Origin of the sequence: Chromobacterium piscinae, assembly GCF_021129175.1 — a bacterium.
Taxonomy (GTDB): domain Bacteria; phylum Pseudomonadota; class Gammaproteobacteria; order Burkholderiales; family Chromobacteriaceae; genus Chromobacterium; species Chromobacterium piscinae.
In genome coordinates this window covers 71,187-93,779 of the sequence record NZ_JAJOHV010000025.1, presented here as the reverse complement: position 1 = coordinate 93,779, position 22,593 = coordinate 71,187, and the positions used below count along the sequence as shown (strand labels likewise).

Sequence of the window (22,593 nt, the reverse complement as noted above, 5' to 3'; positions counted from 1 at the left end):
ACAAAACAGCGCCGTTGGCGCTGTTTTTTTGTGGGTCGTGATTATTCAGTTTTCTTATTTGCTTTAGTTGAGGAGGGACACCAGTTGCTCTCCCCCGATTAGTTCAATTGGTTTGTCATGGGCGAATGCAGTTGCCTGTTTGGTGAATCGTCCCGTGCTGATGATCTTCACGCTGCTGGCTCGGTGAGCATGCATTAGGCCGAACATCTCGCGTACGATTTTTGCGCCGACACTGGTGGTTTGCCATTGCTTGCACTGAACTAAAATCATCTCTTTATCTTTGTGAAGGATAAGGTCTACCCCACCATCGGCTCCGCCCTGGCCGGTCTCGCAAACGGTGTAGCCCTGCCGGCGATAAGCTTCGCCGATGAGTAGTTCGAACTGCTGCCAGCTAAGGTTTTTAATTTTCCATAGGTTTCTATTCCGATCGAAGAGCAAAGCACGCTGGCGTTGTCGACGGTATGCCTGCAGGGCGCAGAGTACAGCAAATAAAACAACACCTAGACCGATCAGGTTAAGCAATCCTGATGCATGTAGGGCTCGGTCGAATGCTTGCGAAATTGCATTGATACGGTACCCAGGGACATGCAGATGCTTGGCTATCACCCCAAAAAAACAAGCACCGCCAAAGGCGATGCTCACACTGACCCACCAGGGTGATTCGACCAGGTAGTGGTAAAGGCTTCGACGATTACGCCGCTTCATATTTTCTCCAGTGAAAGTCAATGGTGGTCCCGATAATCGGGACCACCGCAGAAATCAAAACAGCGCAGCGCAAGCGACTGCTCTGACCGACTCCAGTTCGTTGCGATCAATAACCGGTTTACGGTGAAATTTCATCGAATTTTCAAATTACATTATTAATCCTTGTATGTATTATGCTGCAACGTTTTTACGCTGTGTGGTGCTAGAGATGATGGGCAGGGCAAACTGGTTGACGAACTCTTCCGCCGGCACAGGCCGAGAGAAGAAATAGCCTTGGCAGCTGTCGCAGCCGAGCGCGACCAGCATGCCGATCTGTTCATGTTCTTCGACACCCTCCGCCAGGGTCTGGTGGCCCAGGTTTTTGGCCAAGGCGACGATGGTTTCCACGATGGTGCGATCGTTCTGATCTCGCAGGATGTCCTTCACAAAGCTGCGGTCGACCTTGATCGTGTGTACCGGCAAGCGTTTGAGATAGGCTAGGCAGGAATAACCGGTGCCGAAGTCGTCCACCGAGATCTGGATGCCGGCATTGGCCAGCTCTGCGAGGATCTGTGCGGCCTGGTCTATGTCCTGCATCAGGAACGATTCGGTGATCTCGAGATTCAGCAGATGCGCCGGCAAGCCCGTTTCACTCAGGATGCCGAACACCATGCTTGGCAGACTGAGGTTGAACTGCCGTGCCGACAAGTTCACGCCGACGCTTAGTCCCTTTCCTTCCGGGCCAAGGCCCATGTCGAGCCAGCGTTTACCCTCGCGGCAGGCCTCGCGTAACACCCATTCGCCGATCTGTACGATAAGGCCAGTCTCTTCGGCCACAGGAATAAACATCCCAGGCGGGACGATCCCGCCGTTGTGCTCCCAGCGTAGTAAGGCCTCTGCGCCAATGGTCTTCTGGGTGGTAAGGTCTATTTGCGGCTGGTAATGTAGTACAAAGCCATCGGTCTGCAACGCGCGCTGCAGTCCCTGCTCGATCAGCAGCTTCTGCTGGGCCACTTTGTTAATCTCGTGGCTGTAGAACGAATAGCGATCCCGGCCTGTTTCTTTGGCGTGATACATCGCCACGTCGGCGTGCTTCATCAGCGTCTCTGCATCGCGGCCGTCATCCGGATAAAGGGCGAGGCCAATGCTGGATGCCACACGGAAAGTTCCGCTGGCCAGTTCTACCGGCTTACGGCATGCATCCCGGATCCGCTCGGCGACGATACGCGCGTCATCGGCGCAGCGCAGATCGTAGAGCAAGGCGACGAATTCATCACCGCCCAAACGGGCGATCGTGTCAGAGTCCCGCACACAATTCAACAGTCGGTTGGCGATCTCTTGCAGCACCTGATCCCCGATATTGTGTCCGTGTGTGTCATTTATCTCTTTAAAGTGGTCAAGGTCGATGAACAGCAGGCCGAACAGCTTGTTGTAGCGTGTGCTCATCGAGATCAGTAGGCGTAAGCGGTCCTGCAGCAAATTGCGGTTGGGAAGCCCTGTCAAACTGTCATAGTGCGCGAGCTGAGATATCTCGGCGTTACGGCGCTCGAGTTCGGTGATGTCGCGCATCGCCGCGGTGAAGAGTCGACGCTTGGGAAGCTCGATCATGCCCAGCCGCACTTCCATAGGGAAAACCTCGCCGTTCTTGCGAACCGCCTTGACTTGGCGCGTATGCCACATGGCCGGCAAGGATTTGCCACTGAATGCTTCTGCATGGAGGTTGACCATCTCCACAGGCATAAACTGGGTCATCGGTTGGCCGATGACCTCCTCAGGTTTCCAGCCAAAGACCTCCTTGGACTGGGCGTTGAACTGCAGGATGGTGCCAGTGTCATCTGTGACCAAGATGGCATCCAGCGAATGATCCAGGATTGCCTTGAATTGTAACTCGCCGGACGTGTAGGCATTACGCATTGCCACCATGTCCACGCAGTTCCGAACCTTGGTGAGCAGCAACTCGTTTTGTGTCGGCCGGGTCAGAATGTCCACACCACCGATCTCCAGTGCCTTTACGGCGGCTTCAGAGGCCTCGTAGCTGTTCGAATCCGTGAGGAAGATGATCGGTGTCCAACGGCTGCCAGAGAGCGCTTGGATCCGGTTGGCGATGCGCGAGCTATCCATCCCTTGGATGCTGTAGTCCATCAACACAATGTCGTGTTTCCACGTTTCAAACATTCCGAGGGCTTCCGCTCCACTGTTGCTGGTATCGACGCGCAGGCCTTCGGTAACCAGCAGAGACTGGAGGGACTCGGTTACTTCGGGATGCGAGTCAATTACCAGCACCGCAATGGTATCTTGCATGTTTACTCCTTCAGTAAGTCTCATTGACTCACCCCAGTTGAAAAATGACGCAGGGGGGTTCCCCTGTTCTGTTAAGTCCAGTCTTGACCGGTTCTACATGCCCCCCTCCTGTGGTTGTCCCGTCTGCACCTGGTGACCTGCTAAAAGGGGCGCGATCGGGGAGGATTTCAAAATTGTTTACTAAAAAATGTAATTGTCCATTTCCATCCAGAAACGGCCTGGCCGTGATCTTGACCATTGCGCGGTGGCCGACCGGCGGAAGACCCTCCAGTGTGGCCACCCACTTTTTGTCGAACACCGTCGGTACACGAGCATCATGTGTGAACAGCACGCCCTCTACGCGATCGTTGAAGACAGATTCCGATTTGAACGAGGCGATGACGCGGTCGGCGTAGGAGAGAGACTGGCCAAGGCGGCGCATCACGCCATACAGAGCCGACTCTTTTTTGCTTCTTATATCGAGATTCATAGGCTATCCCGGGGCTTATCGGTTTTATCGTTAGTAGGATCTTCGAACGTGACTTTAACTTCGGCCAACGGAGATTCCCTCGCTGCTTTTAGTAGCGCCTGGCGCGACTGCCGGCGTTCCTCGACACGCGCCGATTGCGTCCAGATTGCCAGCACGGGGCCTGCGGCAGGGTTTGCACCGCGCCCTCGGCGCGGCTGTGGACCGCTCTTCAGGGAGGGAATTACGCCGGCGGCCGCGATCACGCGGTTTACATAACCGTTCTCGAAGCCGCGCACAAAGTTTCCGGAGTTGTAGGCCGAAATGGCCGCTTGCAGTGCTTTTTCGCTACGACCGTACTGTCTGACGGCCTTGTCGTAGAATTCGGTCAGGATCTTGGCCCCGGTTGAAACATTGGTGCACGGATCTAATACCTGTTCGATGCTGAGTCCCAGCCTCGGCAAGTTGCGATCGTTGATTTGCGTCAGCCCTAGACTAACCGTATGACCCTGAGCGATCAAACCGCGTGCAAATGAGGCCGTCTCTTCTTTACTGGAAAAGAAGAACGACCGCACCATACTCTTGCGTACACTCCAGGGAAGATGCTTCGGTCCGGCATCCGCCATCGCATACATATGGCCATTTGACTCTACGTTCACAATCGCGGACATTGTGCTCCACCCGACACTGGGAGCACATTGTTTGATTAGCGAAAGCATGGCCTCATCAGCGAGTGCCGGCAAAGCCAAAAAACTGCAGAATAACCCGGGAATTAACAGTTTCATCAATAATTCCTTTGTCTGGTTTTCACCAGTGAAAACAGACTATCGTTGCCACACAGACGTCATGCCGTGCATATCAACCAGGCTGAAACCCTGATGGAAGATCGCATTCATCGTCTGCGCCGTAGACATCTCCCCAAGGTTGGGTCGATGGATCTCCACGAACAACTGTGTGATGGATGGAGGAACCTGGCATTGGCTAAACAGAGCCATTTCAGCCGATTCAATATCAATAAATAATGTATCAAATTCGGCTGCAATTTGCTCGAAATCTAACAGAGGAACCTGGATCGACTGTTGTGCCTTATAGGTCTTGATCGACAGGCTTGAAGCCCAGAACTCTTCGGATATCCAGAATTCGGCCTGGCCAGATTTGCCGAGATCGGGCGCGATAGCCCCATGAATAAAGTCCAGCTCAACGCCGTTGAGCTTTGCCGTGCACGCGACCTTGCTGGCTAACGCTGGGTTGGCATCCACCACGGTGACCGGGCGATGTGTCTTGTCGGCAATCGCCGCCGCGATGACGCCAATGCCGCCACCAAGCACCAGCGCTGCGTCGCCGGCGCGCACGTGCTTACGCACCAAGTGAATATCGCCATGCTCGTAGGCTCCGCTGGCCAGCAGATAGAAGATGTATGGGGCCATCGAATTGTCTGCACGAACAAAAATACCTTGCGAGACAAGTTTCACACCGTCAGGCCGCTGTTCGAGGAACAGTTCGATCTCGCGCAACAGGATCTGTTCTGGATAAGTTACATCTGGGTACTGAGGGATCAGATCCCAGCGTCGGGAGATATCGCTGGTGCCGCAACCGGCGACACGGGTGAGAAAATCTTGAACTGCACGCTCCCCCATTATCGAGCCCCGCCCACTGCAGCCTGGATTGCGCCATGGGCCTTGCTCACCGCTTCGCTGAGCAACTTCAGCACACGGAAATGTGCATGACGCAGGCCGCGCACGTAGGTCTCGGCAACCGCCCAGTTGCTGTACAGGTTTGGCGTTGTAAACGACCACTCGAACATCATCATTGCGCCGCGCTCAGACTTACGCACGTAGGTGCCGTCCCAGATCCCATCAAACTGGTTATAGCGATCGTTGAGCAGCTCACCCAATTGACTGTTCTGGACTAGCAACCCAATCTTCAACATCTCACCGATCTGGTAGACCGACCATGCGAGTTGGTAAGTAATTTCGTTGTGCACAGGGTAGAAGTAGATCAACAGATTGCCACGGTCGGCGTCGATAATGCGCTTCTCCTGGCAGGCGGGCACGAACAGGGTCTGTTGTCCCAATATGAAATCGATCTCAGTCGGCTCATCGTTGAGCACGCGGATCATCTCTTCGAAAAAGACTTTGCGGTCCTCAATAACCGCTCGTTTGGTATCGGCAAACATTACTCCACTCCTCATTCAAAACGCCTTGATTTCTCGCACCTCTTTGAGGGCGAATTCAGAGATCAGCATGCGCTGCACTAGCTGAGCCTCTTCTGCAGAAAGGGTGACTCTGGTGTCAGGGTCGACCGGTCTAATGGTGCCTTCCACCTTGATCTGTGCCGGCTTCTCCTTCTGGGGAATACGTGTTGCTCCACTTTTGATTGGAGCCGGCAGTTTAGACCACTTGTTGAACTGCTCGATTTCGTCGTACTTGATCTTGCGACCGTAGATTGGCTGCGAACCGACGATAAAAATCACCATGTCCTCGTAGGACATGGTGAGGAACTCCTGCTGCGTCATCAGCGGGCGTTGCGTCTTGTGGCGGGAAATAGAAACGTTGCCACCTGACATGCCCATACGGTTGGCCGAACTAGACTGCTGCTGCTCGGTGATTGTGGTGATACCCGACATTTCTTCCAGGCGCTTGGCCGTCATTTCATCCGATGGAGCATAGGCGATGCGGACATGGCAGCCCGCGACTACGGTTTCATATTGACCATAGTGTTCGGTAAGTTGCTTCAGATCTTGGCAGATCAGCATCATCTTGATGCCGTAACCGGCAACGTATGCCAGCCCGTCTTGGATCACGTCCATCTTGCGCATGGCCGGGAATTCGTCGATCAGCATCAGCAGCCGGTGCTTGAAGGTGCCCTTCATGCGACCGCCTTCGGCTTCCATTTCGGAAGCGTTGCGCCGAACGACCATCGAGAAGAACAGGCGCGTGAGCGGCTGCAGGCGATCTTTGTCGCTCGGCGGAGTCACGTAGTAACAGCTGACTGGCTGATCCATGTTCATGAGATCTTTGACCAGAAAGTTGCTCTTGCTCGTGTTCATCGCGACGATTGGATCCAGAAACAAGCCCAAGGCGCGCTTGGCCGTGGACAGCACTGAGCCGCGTTCCTCTTCCGGCGTGTTCAGCATGGCTTGGGCGGCATTGGCGACCACCGGATGGGTTAGCGTCGGTTCCCCTGATGAGTCAACCCAGCCCATCCGCCCTTCCGGGTCGTGCACGGACGTTTTCATGCGCAGGTACATCTGCTCGGACGGGTTGAACTTGGGATCGCTCAGATAGTTCGCCATTCCGGTCAACGACGCATCGCGCTCGAAATAGATCATGTGCAACGCCAGCGCGGTAAGAAGTTCCCATGCGCGCGAGGCCCAATGATCATCGGAGATACCTTTCCCTTCTGGATCTACCATCATCAGCATGATGTTCTGTGAGTCCGAGACATCATGCAGGGTAAATTTGCGGATTTCGTCGAGAGGGTTCCAGCATGCGCCAGTTCCATTGATGCAAGTCGGTTCAAAGCGCAAGACGGTCTGCCCGGCCGCCTGGCGCATGCTGGAAGTCAGTTGCCAGTTCTCCCCCTTAATATCGTTCACGACCACGCTATGTCGCCACGCGAATAGAGTTGGGATAATCAGGCCGCGGCCTTTACCGGACCGCGTCGGAGCAAAAACCAGAATGTGGGTGTTGCCATCGTCACGCAGATACTCCATTGCTTTGATGGTGGCTGGGTTGGGGTCCCACAGAGGTCGGCCTTCCTTGTCGCGTACCTGTTCCGCGCCGAGCATGCGGGGGATGTAGCGCATTTCGTACGGTGGCAGGTTGGCTGGGGTGATGGACTGCCCTTGCTCGTCAAACATGACCGAACCGATGTAGACCCCATCGACTGCGCGCGTCGAAGAGCCGAGCGTACCCGTTGCATCGATCTCGTCGGTGGTCGCCCAGTGGGCCGAACCGTGCAGTGCCTCCATGCCCTTCTCTTCGCGGAAAAGGAAGAAAGTGGTGGCCAAGCCGATGATGACCGATACCATCGCGCCCAGGAGGGCGATGACCTGCATCTGGGTGACCAGCGAGTGTGCCGCCGGGCGGCCGCTGAATGTCCAGCCCCAGGCCATCCATTCGTACGGGATGTAAGCTTTCCAGCCATGCCCGGAATACACTGCATCGCCCAGGTACGGCGAATAGGCGGTCTTGGCCGCAAAAAACTGAGTGGCGACCGAGGAGGCAATTGTCATGCATAGCAAGAACACAAAAAGCCCGATCAGGCTGTTCTGAAGGGGCGTTCGCTTGTTTTCGAAGGTTTGCAGCTTGGGCTTTTTCGCCATCATGCTCTCCTGTCAGGCGTGGCCGAGCGGGAGCATATCCGCCAGCACGCCGGCGTTGCCCGGTGACGATAGGAAGGTTTTTACGATGTTCTCCATCTTTGGAATCAGTACCGGGTTGCGCCCTGCATGCCGGGACACGAAACGCTCCAAGTCCATTACCAGACTACCTAAGCCAGCATCGTCCTCGACCTGCACCATGAGTATCAGCAGGTCAAGCAACTCGCTGCGCGTGTTGAACAATTGGTGCTGCGCAGTACGCCACGCTTCCACGTTGACCGCCTCATTGGGTATGAACGGATGATTTCCGATAGTTGGTGAAAAGCTAGCCAACTGACGTTGAGACATTTCGCTAGGGCACATAGGCACTTCCAATAATAAAACAATATATATTGCATATTAACATAGTCATTCATTGAAAAGTGAATGCCATGCTTCCTGTTTTCACTGGTGAAAACTTGCAGTGAATAGTCGCCTCAGCCGCCGGCAAGCTTAGTCGGATCATCCGCAAAGGTTCTGGCCGTCTGCAAGGACACCACGCCGCAGCAAACCAGCTCCTGCAAGGATTGATCCAGCGTCTGCATACCGAATTCCTTTCCGGTCTGCAAAAGACCGGCCATCTGCTGAAGCTTGTTCTCGCGAATCAGGTTGCGCACAGCAGAGGTGCCTACCAGAATCTCGTGAGCCGCAACGCGCCCATTCCCTTGTTTGTTCCGCGGCAGGATCTGTGACACGATGGCGCGAAGACTGCCAGCCAACATTGAGCGCACCAATTCTTTTTCACCCGCAGGGAACACATCGATGATGCGGTCCACGGCCTTGGCCGCGCCACTGGTGTGTAACGTACCGAACACCAAGTGCCCCGTCTCTGCAGCTGTCAATGCCAATCTGATCGTCTCTAGATCGCGCAACTCCCCAATCATGATCACGTTGGGGTCTTCGCGTAGCGCGCTTTTCAACGCTCGTGCGAAGCTCGAGGTCTGTGCTCCCAGTTCGCGTTGATTGACGATGCATTTTTTCCTGGGGTGAATGAACTCGATCGGGTCTTCAATCGTGAGGATGTGCCCTGCGCGGGTTTCGTTGATCCAATCCAGCATTGCTGCGCACGTCGTGGATTTGCCTGCACCGGCCGGGCCGGTGACCAGCACCAGTCCACGCGGATACTCTGCGATCTGCCGCAACACTGCCGGCGCTTTGAGCTCTTCCAATGTAGGTACTTGGTTTGGGATATGACGAAACACCGCAGCTTTACCGCGTTGTTGAAAGAATGTATTCGCGCGGAACCGGCCGTGGTTCGTCTCTAGAGCGAAATCGCACTCCTGCGAACGTTCGTAGCTCTTCTGCTGTGTTGGGGACATGCACCCCTCTAGCATTGCCGCCAGGTGTTTATCAAGCAACTCCTCCATGCCGAGGTATCGAATCTCGCCATGCTGACGCAGCATCGGCGGGTATCCCGCAGACAGATGAATATCCGACGCGCGTTCCTGCACGCACAGCTCGAAGAGATCGTTCAGTTCCATGTCCTTGTCTCCAGGTTAGCGGCTGACGCCGCGCGCCGCGGGAGGCATGCTCGCTGCCTGCGTTGCAGACAATGGACGTGCCCCACCCGCCTGGGCAAAATCAAACACTTGACCCTGGCACAGCGCGTCGGCAATTTTGGTCAAAGTTCCCACACTCACCGGCATTTGCAGATTTTTGCGTACCGCCGCAGAAAAACCATCATGCAGAGAAACAGGTTGACCGCTGATCCAGGCATGCACAGCCAAACGTAGTTCGTGCTCGGCCTGGTGACCCGCTGTAGTGCGGAAAAGATCGTCGAGCTCGTCACTCAACAGGCCTCCCTCAATGCGATACTTCTCCCCTGCCCCGTCGACCATAAAGCCTGGCCGCTGCAGCTTCAGCGCTTGGTCCGCGATGAAGCACAGACTGCTTCGATCTGCCAGGTGGCTGCGGCCGGCAGTGTGGATCATCACGTCGGAAGCGCTGAGTACCGACTGAATATGTTTTATCGCTATATTATTCATACTTTCTTGTTTCATGTGTGCTCCTATCGAGTACGTGCCAGTTCGCGGCGAGCCATAGTTTGCGGCGCAACCGGCGCTTGCGTGCTAAGGCGGGCGAAGCCCAGCCCAAGGCTGTTGCCAACAGTTTGTCGGACACGGGCCGGTCCTTCCCGTACTGCTAGATCGTTGAAATCGGTCGGTTGGCCATCAAGTGAAGCAAAATCTGGTGCCGTCATCATGCCGCCGACCAGTTTGGCTGCGTCGGCCGCGGCCCGGAGGCCAGTGTTATGCGAAGACAGTCGGGTCGAGCGTTCGTATCGACCGTCGTTACCTCGCTTTTGCAGTTCAGCGCGCACCTCGACCACTACATCCGTCTTGATCTCCATTTCCAACCGGTAACGGCCAAGCGTGTGTTCATGCCATTGACCATCTGCCTTGAGCCCTTGCAGGCTGATGTCACGGGTTGCTGTCAGGCTGGTGGCGACCTTGACTTTGCTCGGGTCGGTAGGATCGAACCCGGCAACCTCCCCCAAGCGCTGGATCACTTTATCTACAAAGAATTGGTCGTTGTCGGCGCAGAAAAGCTTGGGTTGATTGGCTGGAAGTACCTTGCAAACAGACTTGGCTACCTCGGCCAGATTGCCCGAGTCGAAGCCGATCACGACCGGCAGGCCAGTCGCTTCATGGAGACTCGCACCAGTGGCATATCCTTCAGCAAACAAGATCGCGACCGCCTTCGATAACTCGGACATATTGTTTGCGCCAACCAGGTGGAATGCGCCTTTCTTTCTGGCGTCGCGTACAAACAGCTTTGGCGTATTTTTGTTGCTGGAGATCGCCTGCAGGGTCCAGATTTTGCCGTTCACGTCCTGGCCCGGGATGATGAACCAGTCTTCGTCACTACGGCGGAAATGCTCAAGGTTCAACAGCTTGCCAATGTCCACCTCTTTGCCGGAGGCAAAGCGAACCCCATAGGCTCCCACATCTTTCCGGTCCATGTAGTCATGAACCCCGGTGGATTTCAGCTGATTAAACGCCACTTCGCATGCGTCAGCGATCTGTGACTGCTGGGCGGCAACCTCTCGATCTCGCAGCAATGCCTGCTCACGGGATTGAGCCTCCAATGCAGCCATCTGTTCCGGGGTCAGCTGGACTCCGTCATAACGCCACGGTCCCTCGACTCCATTTTTGAAGTTCTTGATATACCCGCTAGGGATGCCTGCCATGTTAAGAACATACCCACCATTTTTGGCGTTGCCGCGAGAAGTCTCTGTTGGCACATAGTGCCATTTGCCATCGTTTATCGGGCTCTCTCTCACAACCAGACCGTAGCTCCGCATCTCGTTTTCAAATGCGATCAGCACATCTGCTGGATTAATGCCGGCCGCTATAAGCGTAGAGTTATCAACTATCCATTGTTTGAGAGCCCCAACATCTTTGCCAGGTGGCAGGTACCATACCTTTTGATCTTTATCCCAGCGTGCGCCCAGGGCTTTGGCACGTTTGATTTCATCAAAGGGCACAGCAAGGAACGTTCGGCCAAGTTCACGCTCTGCGGGCTCATTGCTTCGTTTTTCAGAGGGGGGCGCTGCGGGGGCTGGTGCTGTGGCACGGTTGGTTTGGGTGTTGCCTCGGTCGAGTTGGGCGGTCTTGGCGGCCACGGCCTGGGTAAAAACCACCCAGTCATTGTCATCCATCACCAGTTGGCGATTCAGAAAGCCTTCGTCGACGCTGACGCAATACGTCTGTAACTCCGATAGGGATCGGACTTGGCGAAGACCTGCCAGCACCCCTTTAAAAGCGCTAGCGACAGGGTTCTTTGCCTGGCTGACCTCGACGCTGATCGAGGCCTTTTGCCCATCCCGAAGCTGCAGGACCGTTTCCGCAACCTGCTTGAACTGTCTCCGTTCTTGCCTTCGAGCTGGGGAATCGATGGCCGTGAAGTCGTCTGCTTCACTAAGATCAACCGATCCATTGTGGAACAATGAGCCTTCAGCGCTCTTGCCGTCGGCGCTGATCTGAATATAGTGCGAAACAGGCTGAGGTTGTCCTTTCGCCTCGGCCAGCTCGAGCGTGGCGGGTTTACCATTCAATCGGAAGGAGACCTTTGAGCGATAGACACCCTGGCGGTCAGTCTTCCCTGTGGCACTGATCCGTTCAACCTCAATCTCCTCCGGGCGCTGTTGCAATGTCGTGGTAAATGGCGCTACTGCCTGCCGTTGCAGCTTGGGTTGTTCTCGCTCAAGTTGGATCTCGTTCGCCATCGACATGATGTGGTTGCATATCTGCTCAGCATCTCTGGCGGCTCGGAATATCTCGTTCTGGTCCTCCTGGAGCGCTTGTATCCAGGAGCCGGTATACGCAGCATGCTGGCCAGGCTCATGTGGGATTCCAAGGTTGAACGAAAGGAAGAAGCTGGCAAGCTCGGCTCGTAGCTCTTCCCGAGCATAAGTAGGGCTCTTGAAAGAGTCCCCGAATTCCCGATTCAGTCGGGACGGATGACCTGTAGCGTGACCAAGTTCATGTAAGGCCACTGCATAGTAGCGTGTCGCGTCTGCAAACGACGTTTGCGGGGGGAGGTGAATTTCATCCGCCGCCATATGGTAAAACGCGCGATCGGCCTGATCGTGGATGATAGACACCTTGGACCTGGCCAAGATCGCCTCAGCCATCTCGATAGGCTGCCAGTTGCGCTCTGGTAGCTTCAAGGCCGGCATGCCTTCGATCTGGGCTGCATTGAAGACGGTAAAAATGTGGGACCGCGGCTCTTTGAGCGGAACCTTCACTTTGACCAACTTCCCATCGGCATTAGTCTGCACTTGCTCTTCGGTTAGCTCCCAGAACTGAAGCTGAGTACCTTTGGAATCGATGACTTTCCAGCCGCTATCGACAGCTTGGTTGAATGTTACGAAGCGGGGGTCTTCCCAGCCTTCAGTCATCATCTTGATCTGCAGCCACAGTGCGTTTATGCCGCGATAACTGCGTCCGCCGGCAGTGACCGGATTGAACGGCAACGTGGGGGCCGGGGCATTCCCATTCCAGGGTTTTACCCAGGGGGCTTTGTTTTTTTGCAGCAGATCAATAATCTGCGCGGTGAGTTCTGCGCGATAGTCGCGCTGATTGGAAACAGCCATGCTCTACTCTCCCAATTGCGGATATCTGGTTATCCAATCAACCTAAGTGGGCGAATATCCGCTCTCACCACACCGCCGATGGCGAATTCGGCGAAGGTTAGTTCGCTCGCGCCCTGCAGCAGCGGTACGGCCGCGCTAGGCAATTTAGCCATACGGATAGCCAGCGGCTCTCCGTCATTTTCCAGCGCCAACGAGCGATTCCTGCCGTCGTATACGATGGTGTCGGCCGCGAACACGCCGCTGTTCTCGGGAACCGCGATAAAAATGCCCTGCTCCGAGTGGAAAACTTCGTAGGAAAGCATCTCTCCCGCCATGGCAAATCCTTTTCACCAGTGAAAATTAGATATGAATCACAAAATAATAACATATATGTTTAATTTAAAGAGTGCGGCGCAGATTCCTGTGGCCATTGTTCGCAACCTAGCGCATTGCAATGGTTCCAAATCCACATTCCAGCACTGTTGGAAGGAAGTCCCTGTTGGATTTTGACCAAAAAAAGGGGCTTGCGCCCCTTCGTAGCGACGGTGCAACCGTCTAATGTGCCAAGCTGCGCGTTTGTGCCTGGGGCTTGTCCTTCTTGAGCGCTTTCCCGTCACGGAACTGCGTTTTCAAGACCTCGCCAGGTTTCACTTTTAGCCCATCCAGTTTGTCTTTCTGGAGCGCAGTGGCCGTGCCGGCGCGACCGTCCACCATCACTATCACATGATGATCGGTCTCGCCGATGACGGTTCCGGCGTATGCTCCATCCTTTTCGTTGGCTGCGACGTATCCTTTGCCGTTGGCCAGGATAATGTCTTTAGCATCCTCAAGCGACGACTCGACAGCAGGCCCGATCGAATCTGCTTTCTGCCGCTGCACCAGCTGTTCCAAGTCCTTCAGGTCTTTCTCGTTGGGATCATAACCAATCACCTCGATACCGGAGGCTTGGGCATGCAGCCAGGCTTCCCTTCGGAAGCGCTCGTTACCTTGTACCTCGATGGCGCTCCAGCCCTTCTCCTTGGCCAACTCAACCCCGGCCTTGAAGGTGTCCATCTGTTTGTCGTTGAAGCGGATCTGATCGCCGTCGTCGAACAGTGCAACTCGCTCTTCGCCAATACGCCGATATTCTCCTTTTTCGTTGCCCAAGAACTGCCCACCATGCAACCGTTTCGGCGGCTCTTTCTTCTTCGGCTCATCTTGGGTCTTTTGTTGCGGTGAGGCATTCTTGATGACCAGGTCTTCATCTTGTGCTGCCGCAGCCTTGGTTGGCGTGCCGTTCGCAACTGGGCTGGATTGGGTTGCTGTTTGCCGCTGTTGGCGCGGCACGGCCGGTCGGATTGAACCTTCACCCAATTGAACCTGGGCGGCTGCGTCTTGGACGTTTGACTTCACCTCTTCAGACTTTTCCACCAGGGCTGCCTGCTCGACCACCGACTGTGCCGTTTGAGCTTGTGTATCGGCGCTCAACTCGCCTTTGTTGGCAACGCTGTTGCGCAGATCCGCCGGAGTCTCTTTCCAGCGATCGCGCATTTCCGGATTGGCGCCATTCTGAAGCAGGATCGCCGCCATCTTCTGACTCCGGGCCTCGGCATAATGCAGCGGCGTGCGACGGTTGGCATCGATCGCATTGATGTTGGCTCCGCGCTTGATAAGCAGTTCGGCAACCTCGGGATTGTCGTTAAAAACCGCGTAGTGCAGCGGCGTACCCTTTTGCACGGATCCGATCGGAGAAGCGTTGCTGACCACATTTACCTTTGCGCCGGCGTCAAGCAAGAGCTCGGCCATGATGGCGGACGGAGCCACGTGCAACAGGCTCACGTTGCTTTTCCAGTTTACATCGGCCCCTTTCTCTACCAGGTACTTGGCAAACTCGAGGTCGTCGCCCTTGACGGCAAACAGCAAAGGGGGAAATCCGCCAATTGCAGTGTCCTTGATGTTCGGGTCAATGCCGTGCAGCTCCATATGCTTGCGCGCCGTGGCGAAATCGCCAGAGTGGAGCATTTCAAACAAATCTTTTTGGGCAGTGCTCATCTTAATTACCTTATACAAAGAATTATGAGGAGAACCAGCGGCTGCCAGCCCTCTCATTGGTGAAAACTAGCGCGACATTCCCGTCGAGCGCTCCTGCACCTGGCTGCGGTCCACTACGGTTGCCTTGCCCTTTGCGTAGCGGATCGTGACCGTCTGGCCGACTTCCGGCACGTCCGCTAACTTAGAGGCATCATGCGCCCTCATGAAATCGCGGCCGGCGGCCTGCAACACAAAACGATCAGTCACGGCAACAATCTTGCCGGACTGAAATTCTCCGTCCTTGCCCTGCGGGTATTGCACCTTAGCCCCGGTCAGCTTTTGCTCGGCGATCTGTTCGATCTCGTTGCGAGCCGATTTCTCTTCGCGGAGTTCGCGCCGCGCGGCATGCAAGGTGCGTTTGAAGTCATCCAGTGCTCCATCCTTATCGAGTGCTTCGCGAGAAACCAGGTAAGCGCCCTGCTCCCGCTGGAACTTCACGGCATCATCACCATACTTGTTCAGTCGGTAGAGGATAGTCGCCGCCTTCAGGCTGTAATCCATCTTCACCACCATGCCTTCAGCTGCTTCGGATACCGTGATGCCGTCTACCTGCTTGCCGAGCGTAGCTTGGAAACGCTCGTTGGCCAGGCTGGCGAATTTGGTTTGAGCTTGTTCAGGAGTGAGCAGCTGAGCCTTGCCATTGCTGTCATATGACACTGCAACTTTGTCGCCCTTGAACACTGGCTCTGGCAAGTCTGCTGCCCGATGGATGACCACGGTCGCCGCGTCTTTATCGTGCTCGGCTAACTGCGCCACATAATGCGCGTTGGCCGCTACGATTGGACCGACATATATCCACTCCGGACGATGAAACCCCGTTACCCGCAGCGCGGTTTCCTGAGTAATCCCTTGCAGTTGTCCTTCCTTGGCCAAAGTTTTAACTTCCTCGTCGATTGCTGCTTTCGCACTGGCTACTTGACCAAGCACTTGGTCAGCCATTTGCAACGCAGTTTCGAGTGCAGCGCGGCTTTCGTAGGGAACAAACCAGGCCTTTGCTTCCTGGCCAAAGCGCGCCGCCGGCACCGCACGCATTGCTTTGACGATGTCCGGGTTATAGGGCAGGTTGACGATGTATAACGGTGTTTCTCTGTCCGGACCAACGCTGACACCTTTATCTGCCTGCAGGTTCGCCCCAAGTGCTGCGGACAATGGGCTAGTTTCCTCAATTTGCACATAATGTTGTACTACCGCTTTTTTGACCGATGCAATAGCTTCCGGTGATAACTTGTTTTCTTCTGCGAAAACCTGGAACTCGGTCAGCGTGTTGAAGGGCAGTTCCTTGCCTTTCGCCGCAACCGTAAACGGCTGTTCGCCAGCGAACGACACATCCACTTTGCCTCCTTTGCGACTTGCCATGATACATCCTCCATAAAATAAGTGATTGATACCACTGCAAGAGGCCTGCTAGGCAGGCCGCTAATCAACGGGACAGACCTCCCCGTGAATTCACGTTGGCTCGTTCCTGAACTTGCGCCGGCCGGCGCAAGTCTTGGCCATAGCGGATATCCATCGTCGAGCCCAGCGTAGGAACCCGCTCCAATTTGGCCGATTCATGAATGACCAGTTGATCGCGGCCGACGTTTTGCACCACGTGCATATCGCTCTTTGAAACGATCTCACCGACATACTGCCTGTTAGGCTCGGCAATGCTGATAATTCCGCCTTCGCCACAACGCTCGCGTGCCTGTTGGACGGCTAGGGTATAACTCACGTCGAGCGCTTTTTCCAATGCCTGGTGCCCTGTACTTTGCAGTTTGCCGGCACGCAAGAGTTCCTGCTCGACTTCTAGGACTTTTTTGGTTGACCTAGAGACTTGCTGCGGGAACGTGCCGACGGATTCCGCCGCCTCACCAGGACGCTTACCCTCTACCAGGACAAGTTTGGCGGCTTCAATTTGTTTGTCAGACAGCCGTGTATGTTTAACGACCTCGTTAAAGGTATGTTCGTTCATCATCTGTTTAGATCCTGTTGGCCCTAACCTACAGGGCATGAGCTGCTCACAGACGGCGATGGTTCACACCTACAGAGTTTTCGATCTCTTCGCGCCGCTCGGCAGAATTCCATTCTATCCAAACACGGCAAAATTTATCATTAAACTGATAAAAAAATGCTAAAACGCCGGCTTGAATTTTTACTGGTGAAAATTCTGGCCGGCGGTCTTCATGGCTTGTGTGCTGCTAATGCGTCCCCCACTACATGTCGAGCAAGGCTTCGGCAGCCCGCTCACTGATGATCTGGAACCAGGGCAAGGCTGTGCCAAGCGTAAAAGCTTGGCAACGCATCTCCTCTGGGACTTCAGACGGATCCAGTTCGACGGCACGAAGATCATCGTTAGTGAACTGTGTCTTTGCCTCACATACCGAAGCGTTGACCGATACCGGGGGAACATAACCTTGCAGCACCACCATGAGTAAACTCCTAATGAAAACGCCCAATGTGCTTGTACTATCAACCTAAATTATCAGTAAGTCAACAGCAATTTAGCACTTTATCAACAGTTGAAACTAAGCTGACTGTTTCTCGTTCGGGAACAGGGTCAGGTTATAGGTTGACTTGACATCATTGTTATTGATGATCTGGATCAAGCCGTTGTACTTCGGTCGGAGCAGCTCTATCTTCTTGCGTTCGATCTTCAAATTCTTGGCCGAGGCATCCCATTTGGTCGGATCGATATAGAGGATGACCTTGGCTCCTAAGTTAGAGATGAAGTCTTCGCTGAAATGTGCCGGTGACTGAGAGGCCGCCCACAGGCCTAGGCCAAACTTACGAGCCTCCTTGGCAATCTTATTGAGGATGTTGTTCTCGTCATCGTCAAAGTACATGTCGGCCTCATCGACGCCAGCAATGTCGCGGACATACGGTTGTTCGCCTCGTTGTCGCGCATCGTCAAACATTTGTGACAGCTTAAAATGCACAAACAATTTGGCTTCGTCAGACTCCAAGGCGCTAATGTCGTAGCGCCAAACACGCGCTGCCGGATCATGCGGTGGCGGCGTATTGCGGAAGATCCCGATCGAGTTCAGGTTCGACAAGCGTTCGAAGACACTTGTCATCACATCCATGCTGCGATAATGGATCACCTCGTCTAATTCACGCCCGTTTTCTGCGGTATGAAGGTAGGCTTTATAGGACGCGAGGGCTTTCTCCCGAGCATCGTCCAGGCGCTTACCCAGTTTTTCGAGCTCGTCGTCCCGACTTTCCTTGTTAAGTTTGATGGCTAAACGATGGACGGCCGCAGCCACTCGATTCACTTCGGCCAGGTGCCCCATTGCCGCAGCGTTAGTGCCCAGAAATATCGCCTTCATCTTGCGTTCGGCAAAGGCGACTGCATCGGACAGCGTCGGGCTCGACTTGAATAGGACTTTGGGATCCCACATCAGTAGATCGCCGGCATACTGCTCCCGTTCGACCCACCAGGCCCGCAGGTCTGCATCCCAGCGGGCTCCGAGCTCCTTAACCCGCTCGCGTTGGGAATAGGGTACATCCAGGAAGATTCGGTTATCTTTGCCGTACATCTTGGCGGCAATTTCAGCCGGATCATCAGGTAGCCAGGTCCGGTAATCATCTTTGTTGTAGCCACGGGAGGCGTATAACTCCTCCAGCAAACGACGCATCAAGGCTTCCTGCAGTGGTCCCAGCTTGTGCGTCGCTGTGCGATTGACCCCCGCCAAGAATTTTTGAATCGCACGGCGTACACCTCCAAAGTGAGGGTCAGGATTTACCTCAAGCGGATTGAAACCGTAGGGGGAGGATTCCGAGAAGCGAACCGCGGACTCTCCGGGAATGCGAAGGTCGCCATGGCGATCGAAGATGTGGAAGCGAACGGGGGTTTGAGATGTACGGCTGGCGGCATGAACCGCACGTCTCAGCTGGTGAGACTTGCCGGAACCACTTTTCCCACAGAACGCCATGTGCGGATTCACAACGTGGAGGGCGTCCCAAATGACTGGAACAATTTTTCCTCCTTCATTGTTGTAGTTCCATTGCATACAGCCAAACTGAATTTGCATTTAATACCCCAAAACAGCCGTTCCCATCACTCTTCGGCTGTGTCCGGTGAGTAACCCTGCCACATTCTCAAGTAGCAACACGGGACAGACTTATTGAACACGTCTTCTTTGGGACGAAGCCCATTTCTTTGCTTATAGAAAACTGAATGCTATGCCAGCTTTAAAGCGATAGCATTGCCTTAGTGTGACAATTTTGCACAGAGGCGGCGCAGAATGCAATTGTTAAAGCATGCATTTGCAATTTATACGCACACTATGCACAAATTATGCGTTTTGTGCAACATGACTAAGTGAATTATAGTGCACAGTTAACAACTTATATGCATACACTTACAAGTGAGCGTGTCGACGGAGGCGTGCTGCGCTGAAAGTAGTGCATAATTTGCCTATCAACTGCGATTGTTGATAGCATTCTTTGCTAACCATATGCACTGACTAACGCCATGATAGATGACTTCAAAACGCAGTTTCTGAGCCGGCTTACCCAGATGATGGATCTTCGTGGTGTGACCGAGCGAGAGCGGAGCGGGTGGCTGAGGGATCTACTTGGCATCGACACGTCGAGCGCCGGCCGGAAGATGAAAGGCTTCATCGCCTTTAACCTAGAAGAAGTTTCCAAGGTTGCTAAGGCGTTAAACTGCACTTCCGATTATCTGCTCGCGCTCAGCGAAGAGTCGATCTCTGGTGAACAGCATCTACCAGGCATAGCTTTTCAGGGATTGGGATTGCAAACGACCTTGGTGTGCGACCGCCTCCCCGATAATGAAGTGACTGTCATGCCGGCAAGAATGGTAGGCGCGCCTGAAAACAGCGAATACATTGCATGGATCTCTCGCGAGCCAAACTGGCAGCCTACACTCATTGCCGCCTGGCAAGACCCGGCTCAGTTTGTCTGGTGGATAGGTCCGGTCCAGGATATCCCCGCCGATACCCCTCGACATTGCGTTTATGCGTATTTAGCGCTGGGTCCTGGAATCGGTCCTTACCGTATCGCCGTACTTGATGATCGAGCCGAAACGGCGGAGCTCATGCAGAGTTATCTGGAACAGGCCGGCTACATCGCCGACACGTTCACCCGTACTGAGGCGCTGCGCAACGTGCTTGTGCAGCGCCGTTACGATGCCTTCGTACTCGACTGGTCAATGGGCCGCGGAGAAACAACTGAAGCGCTTATGCAAGAAATACGCCGACGTAATGGCTCCGCAATTCCTATCATCCTGATGACTGGCGAAGCCAGCGAAGCGGATACCGAGCGTGCGATTGAGCTGCTGGGCGTCCGCTATTTCCAAAAGACTGTCAGAACTCCGCCATTTCGGCTTGTTGTAGCTCAGCTAAAGAAGGATCTGCGCGAGCTTTCATGATTGGAGGCTGTGCTAGCGAACAACCTGATCTGTTGGGCCTGTTTGAGCGGCTGGCGTAAGGTGCGCGTAATGCCTGCGGAGGTGAGGGGCTGCTACCCTGGTCTTTTGGGCGAGGAACTAAGTAGAAAATCCCTAACCCAATAAGATGGCATTTTTCCCAATCCAACTGCAGGGGAATGGCATGCAGCATACGACAGAGGAAGGGCAGCGCCTCGTTGCCGACTGGCTGGCCAAAACGGCTGGCAGACCGATCCTGGCCATCTATCCCGTGGCGACGGACGCCTCCGTCACCGCGTGGGGTGGGCAGGTGCTAGCGACATCGCCCATCGTGTTGGGCGCTCACCGCATCGCGCTGGTGGGCGACACCGTGCGTTACGCCGACGGCACCGAGGCCACCATCATCAGTGGCGCCGGCGTCGCCGGCATCGTGGATAACCGCTCCATCGCCCTCGTCGGCAGCGAGCTCAACAATGGCGATCGCATCGCCGGTCCGCACCATGATGATGCCACCATCACGCAGTATGCCGATGAGCCGCCCATTGAGGGCCTGCTGGATCCGGCCTATGTTTCGGCCTCTGGGTCCGGAGTCTGACATGGGCAAGCCGATTATTCGCGAGGGGGACCCAACGTCGCATGGTGGCACCGTGCTGGAGGCCTTCCCCACGCTGACCGTGTTCGGCAAGCGCGCGGCCGGCATTGGCCACCAGGGGTTTTGCCCTAAGTGCAAAACCACTTTCACCATCGTCGCTGGCGCCAGAACTTACACCTTCATGGGCAAAAACGTTGCCGTCGAGGGCATGCAGACTTCCTGCGGCGCGGTGTTGATCGCGACCCAAGGGCAGGCCACGGTCGGGGACGAGCCGGGCGCGCACAGTGTCCAATCTGCACTGGCTGGCGCGCCGACCGCCGCCCTGGCCGCTGCCGGCGTTGACGGGGAAGAAGTGATTGAGCACTGGTACAGCCTGGAAGACGAGGCAGGTAATCCCGTAGATGGCTATCGCTACGACCTGTACCAGGGCGAAGATCGGCTGGCGCATAAAGGAACCTTTGCCGGCGGGAAATCGACCGTGATCCCCGGTGGCGAGTCCGAGTATGTGATGTGGTTGGAGCGCGATTCCGCCATCAGAGAGACGGAGCCATCATGACGACAGTGACGGCAAAAGCGCCGAAAGCCATAGCGGCGGAAACCCGCCTCCTTGCCGCCATGGCGTATGGTGAGGCCTCCACGGCAGATGATGCCGATGAGATTTACGCCCTGGCCAGCGTGCTGAAACGACAGCGTGATGCGAGAGGCTACGCCACCATGGCCGCGTTTGCCGCCGGCGAGCCCTCATTCTCGTTTGTTGTTGGCGACGGCAACAAGCGCTATCAAAAATTCAAGAAGGCGTCGGACGCGGACGTGCGTGCCGACGCGGGCATGAATACGGCCATCGCCGCGGCTGAGAACGCGCTCGCGAACGGACCGGATAAATCGAACGGTGCATGGTTCTGGGATGGCGCGGACATCAAGTCCAACTACAAGAAGCATTTCAAGGTCCGCCAAGGCATACGCTTCACCGAGGTGGCTCACAACATCTACGACATCAACGAGTCCAGCAAGCTCGTGATCAAGTACAAAATCACGAAAAAGAAGGTCAACGGGAAGGTCCTAGAGCACAAAGAGGAGCTGTATCGCTATGATCATGTCTATGAGTCCACCGCGGCCTACGGCGGCACGATCTTCTGGCAACAGGCTCCCGACTACCTGAAATTCACTAGGGCAAAGGAATACAAATGAGATGGCTCAGCGTGCTTTTTGCCCTCGCCCCAACGATGGCCTTCGCCCTGCCCTCTGATGCCGTTGTGAAGAGCTGCCTGGAGAACCAGGCTCAGCCGGGCGTTACCGTAACGGACATTCCGACTCACGAGATCAATCAGGAAGACGCGTTCCGCCCCGGCTACACCGCCGAGTACCTCCAGTTCAACGGAGTCCGGGTCGGTGTGGCAAGGTCGAAGCACGGCGCGGCCATCCTCTACCGCGAGAAGCTCTACCCTGTCGCCAAGGCCGCGGTCTTGAAGGGTGCCAAGGCCGCTCAGCCGGAGGAGATCCATGTCGAGTTGGCATCCTGGGCCTGGCTGCACGCAGATGGACGTCAGTATCTGTGTGTCGCCGACAATTTCGACGGTATCGGTCGCAGCGGATCGTTTCAGAAAATCCGGTATGGTTACCTGCTTGAGGCTCGAAGCGGCGGGAAGTTGTTTTACACAAACGGCGTGGTGGGCGATTAAGAGGAGTTATGGAG

Annotated in this window: 22 protein-coding genes; 5 read left to right on the top strand and 17 right to left on the bottom strand. The window is 55.2% G+C overall.

Translation table 11 applies throughout. The annotated features are described in order from the left end of the window. Positions 1-63 precede the first annotated feature (63 nt). The 17 genes from LQR33_RS09215 to LQR33_RS09135 all read right to left on the bottom strand — a co-directional run bounded on the left by LQR33_RS09215 (position 64) and on the right by LQR33_RS09135 (position 18,950). The gene (locus tag LQR33_RS09215) at positions 64-705 is read right to left on the bottom strand and encodes a restriction endonuclease (RefSeq protein ID WP_231468608.1); all 642 of its coding nucleotides are present in this window, start codon (positions 703-705) and stop codon (positions 64-66) included. Between the two features lie 171 nt (positions 706-876). Next, entirely contained in the window at positions 877-2,985 is a 2,109-nt protein-coding gene (locus tag LQR33_RS09210) for an EAL domain-containing protein (RefSeq protein WP_231468606.1), read from the bottom strand. A 28-nt stretch (positions 2,986-3,013) separates the two neighbouring features. Then, positions 3,014-3,454 carry a hypothetical protein gene (locus LQR33_RS09205; protein ID WP_231468604.1) on the bottom strand — a complete coding sequence of 147 codons (441 nt, stop codon included), beginning with the start codon at positions 3,452-3,454 and terminating at the stop codon, positions 3,014-3,016. Next, positions 3,451-4,215 carry a lytic transglycosylase domain-containing protein gene (locus LQR33_RS09200; protein WP_231468602.1) on the bottom strand — a complete coding sequence of 255 codons (765 nt, stop codon included), beginning with the start codon at positions 4,213-4,215 and terminating at the stop codon, positions 3,451-3,453. Before LQR33_RS09200 ends, LQR33_RS09205 begins: the two co-directional genes overlap by 4 nt. Positions 4,216-4,254: 39 nt before the next feature. Next, positions 4,255-5,067: a hypothetical protein gene (locus LQR33_RS09195; RefSeq protein ID WP_231468600.1), complete on the bottom strand. Its 813-nt coding sequence runs from the start codon at positions 5,065-5,067 to the stop codon at positions 4,255-4,257. Continuing rightward, positions 5,067-5,606: a hypothetical protein gene (locus LQR33_RS09190; protein ID WP_231468598.1), complete on the bottom strand. Its 540-nt coding sequence runs from the start codon at positions 5,604-5,606 to the stop codon at positions 5,067-5,069. The genes LQR33_RS09195 and LQR33_RS09190 overlap by 1 nt, the downstream gene beginning before the upstream one ends. 15 nt (positions 5,607-5,621) lie before the next feature. Continuing rightward, positions 5,622-7,760 (bottom strand): type IV secretory system conjugative DNA transfer family protein, encoded by a 2,139-nt coding sequence (locus tag LQR33_RS09185; RefSeq protein ID WP_231468596.1) that lies wholly within the window; start codon positions 7,758-7,760, stop codon positions 5,622-5,624. A 9-nt stretch (positions 7,761-7,769) separates the two neighbouring features. Further along, positions 7,770-8,117 carry a hypothetical protein gene (locus LQR33_RS09180; protein WP_231468595.1) on the bottom strand — a complete coding sequence of 116 codons (348 nt, stop codon included), beginning with the start codon at positions 8,115-8,117 and terminating at the stop codon, positions 7,770-7,772. Between the two features lie 113 nt (positions 8,118-8,230). Then, on the bottom strand, positions 8,231-9,274 hold the full coding sequence (locus LQR33_RS09175; RefSeq protein WP_231468593.1) for a type IV pilus twitching motility protein PilT: 1,044 nt from the start codon (positions 9,272-9,274) through the stop codon (positions 8,231-8,233). A gap of 15 nt (positions 9,275-9,289) precedes the next feature. Then, positions 9,290-9,793, bottom strand: coding sequence for a hypothetical protein (locus LQR33_RS09170; RefSeq protein ID WP_231468591.1), 504 nt, complete (start codon positions 9,791-9,793; stop codon positions 9,290-9,292). A gap of 8 nt (positions 9,794-9,801) precedes the next feature. Beyond that, entirely contained in the window at positions 9,802-12,891 is a 3,090-nt protein-coding gene (locus LQR33_RS09165; protein ID WP_231468589.1) for a zincin-like metallopeptidase domain-containing protein, read from the bottom strand. 29 nt (positions 12,892-12,920) lie between these two features. Continuing rightward, complete coding sequence (locus tag LQR33_RS09160; RefSeq protein WP_231468587.1) at positions 12,921-13,205, bottom strand: hypothetical protein; 285 nt, start codon at positions 13,203-13,205, stop codon at positions 12,921-12,923. A gap of 220 nt (positions 13,206-13,425) precedes the next feature. Next, positions 13,426-14,901, bottom strand: coding sequence for an ankyrin repeat domain-containing protein (locus LQR33_RS09155; protein ID WP_231468585.1), 1,476 nt, complete (start codon positions 14,899-14,901; stop codon positions 13,426-13,428). Between the two features lie 66 nt (positions 14,902-14,967). Further along, on the bottom strand, positions 14,968-16,296 hold the full coding sequence (locus LQR33_RS09150) for a KfrB domain-containing protein (protein ID WP_231468583.1): 1,329 nt from the start codon (positions 16,294-16,296) through the stop codon (positions 14,968-14,970). Positions 16,297-16,360: 64 nt separating this feature from the next. After that, positions 16,361-16,894, bottom strand: coding sequence for a KfrB domain-containing protein (locus LQR33_RS09145; RefSeq protein WP_231468581.1), 534 nt, complete (start codon positions 16,892-16,894; stop codon positions 16,361-16,363). Positions 16,895-17,132: 238 nt separating this feature from the next. Continuing rightward, positions 17,133-17,348 carry a hypothetical protein gene (locus tag LQR33_RS09140; protein WP_231468579.1) on the bottom strand — a complete coding sequence of 72 codons (216 nt, stop codon included), beginning with the start codon at positions 17,346-17,348 and terminating at the stop codon, positions 17,133-17,135. A 96-nt stretch (positions 17,349-17,444) separates the two neighbouring features. Then, the gene (locus LQR33_RS09135; RefSeq protein ID WP_231468577.1) at positions 17,445-18,950 is read right to left on the bottom strand and encodes a DUF5710 domain-containing protein; all 1,506 of its coding nucleotides are present in this window, start codon (positions 18,948-18,950) and stop codon (positions 17,445-17,447) included. Positions 18,951-19,393: 443 nt separating this feature from the next. Here LQR33_RS09135 and LQR33_RS09130 point away from each other — a divergent pair, with 443 nt between their 5' ends. The 5 genes from LQR33_RS09130 (at position 19,394) to LQR33_RS09110 (ending at position 22,579) form a co-directional block, all read left to right on the top strand. After that, positions 19,394-20,311 (top strand): response regulator, encoded by a 918-nt coding sequence (locus LQR33_RS09130; protein WP_231468575.1) that lies wholly within the window; start codon positions 19,394-19,396, stop codon positions 20,309-20,311. Between the two features lie 181 nt (positions 20,312-20,492). Then, entirely contained in the window at positions 20,493-20,903 is a 411-nt protein-coding gene (locus tag LQR33_RS09125; RefSeq protein ID WP_231468573.1) for a PAAR domain-containing protein, read from the top strand. Position 20,904: 1 nt separating this feature from the next. Next, the gene (locus LQR33_RS09120; RefSeq protein ID WP_231468571.1) at positions 20,905-21,456 is read left to right on the top strand and encodes a PAAR domain-containing protein; all 552 of its coding nucleotides are present in this window, start codon (positions 20,905-20,907) and stop codon (positions 21,454-21,456) included. Continuing rightward, positions 21,453-22,088, top strand: a complete 636-nt coding sequence (locus LQR33_RS09115) for a hypothetical protein (RefSeq protein WP_231468569.1) — start codon at positions 21,453-21,455, stop codon at positions 22,086-22,088. Before LQR33_RS09120 ends, LQR33_RS09115 begins: the two co-directional genes overlap by 4 nt. After that, positions 22,085-22,579 carry a hypothetical protein gene (locus LQR33_RS09110; protein ID WP_231468567.1) on the top strand — a complete coding sequence of 165 codons (495 nt, stop codon included), beginning with the start codon at positions 22,085-22,087 and terminating at the stop codon, positions 22,577-22,579. Before LQR33_RS09115 ends, LQR33_RS09110 begins: the two co-directional genes overlap by 4 nt. Positions 22,580-22,593: the final 14 nt, after the last annotated feature.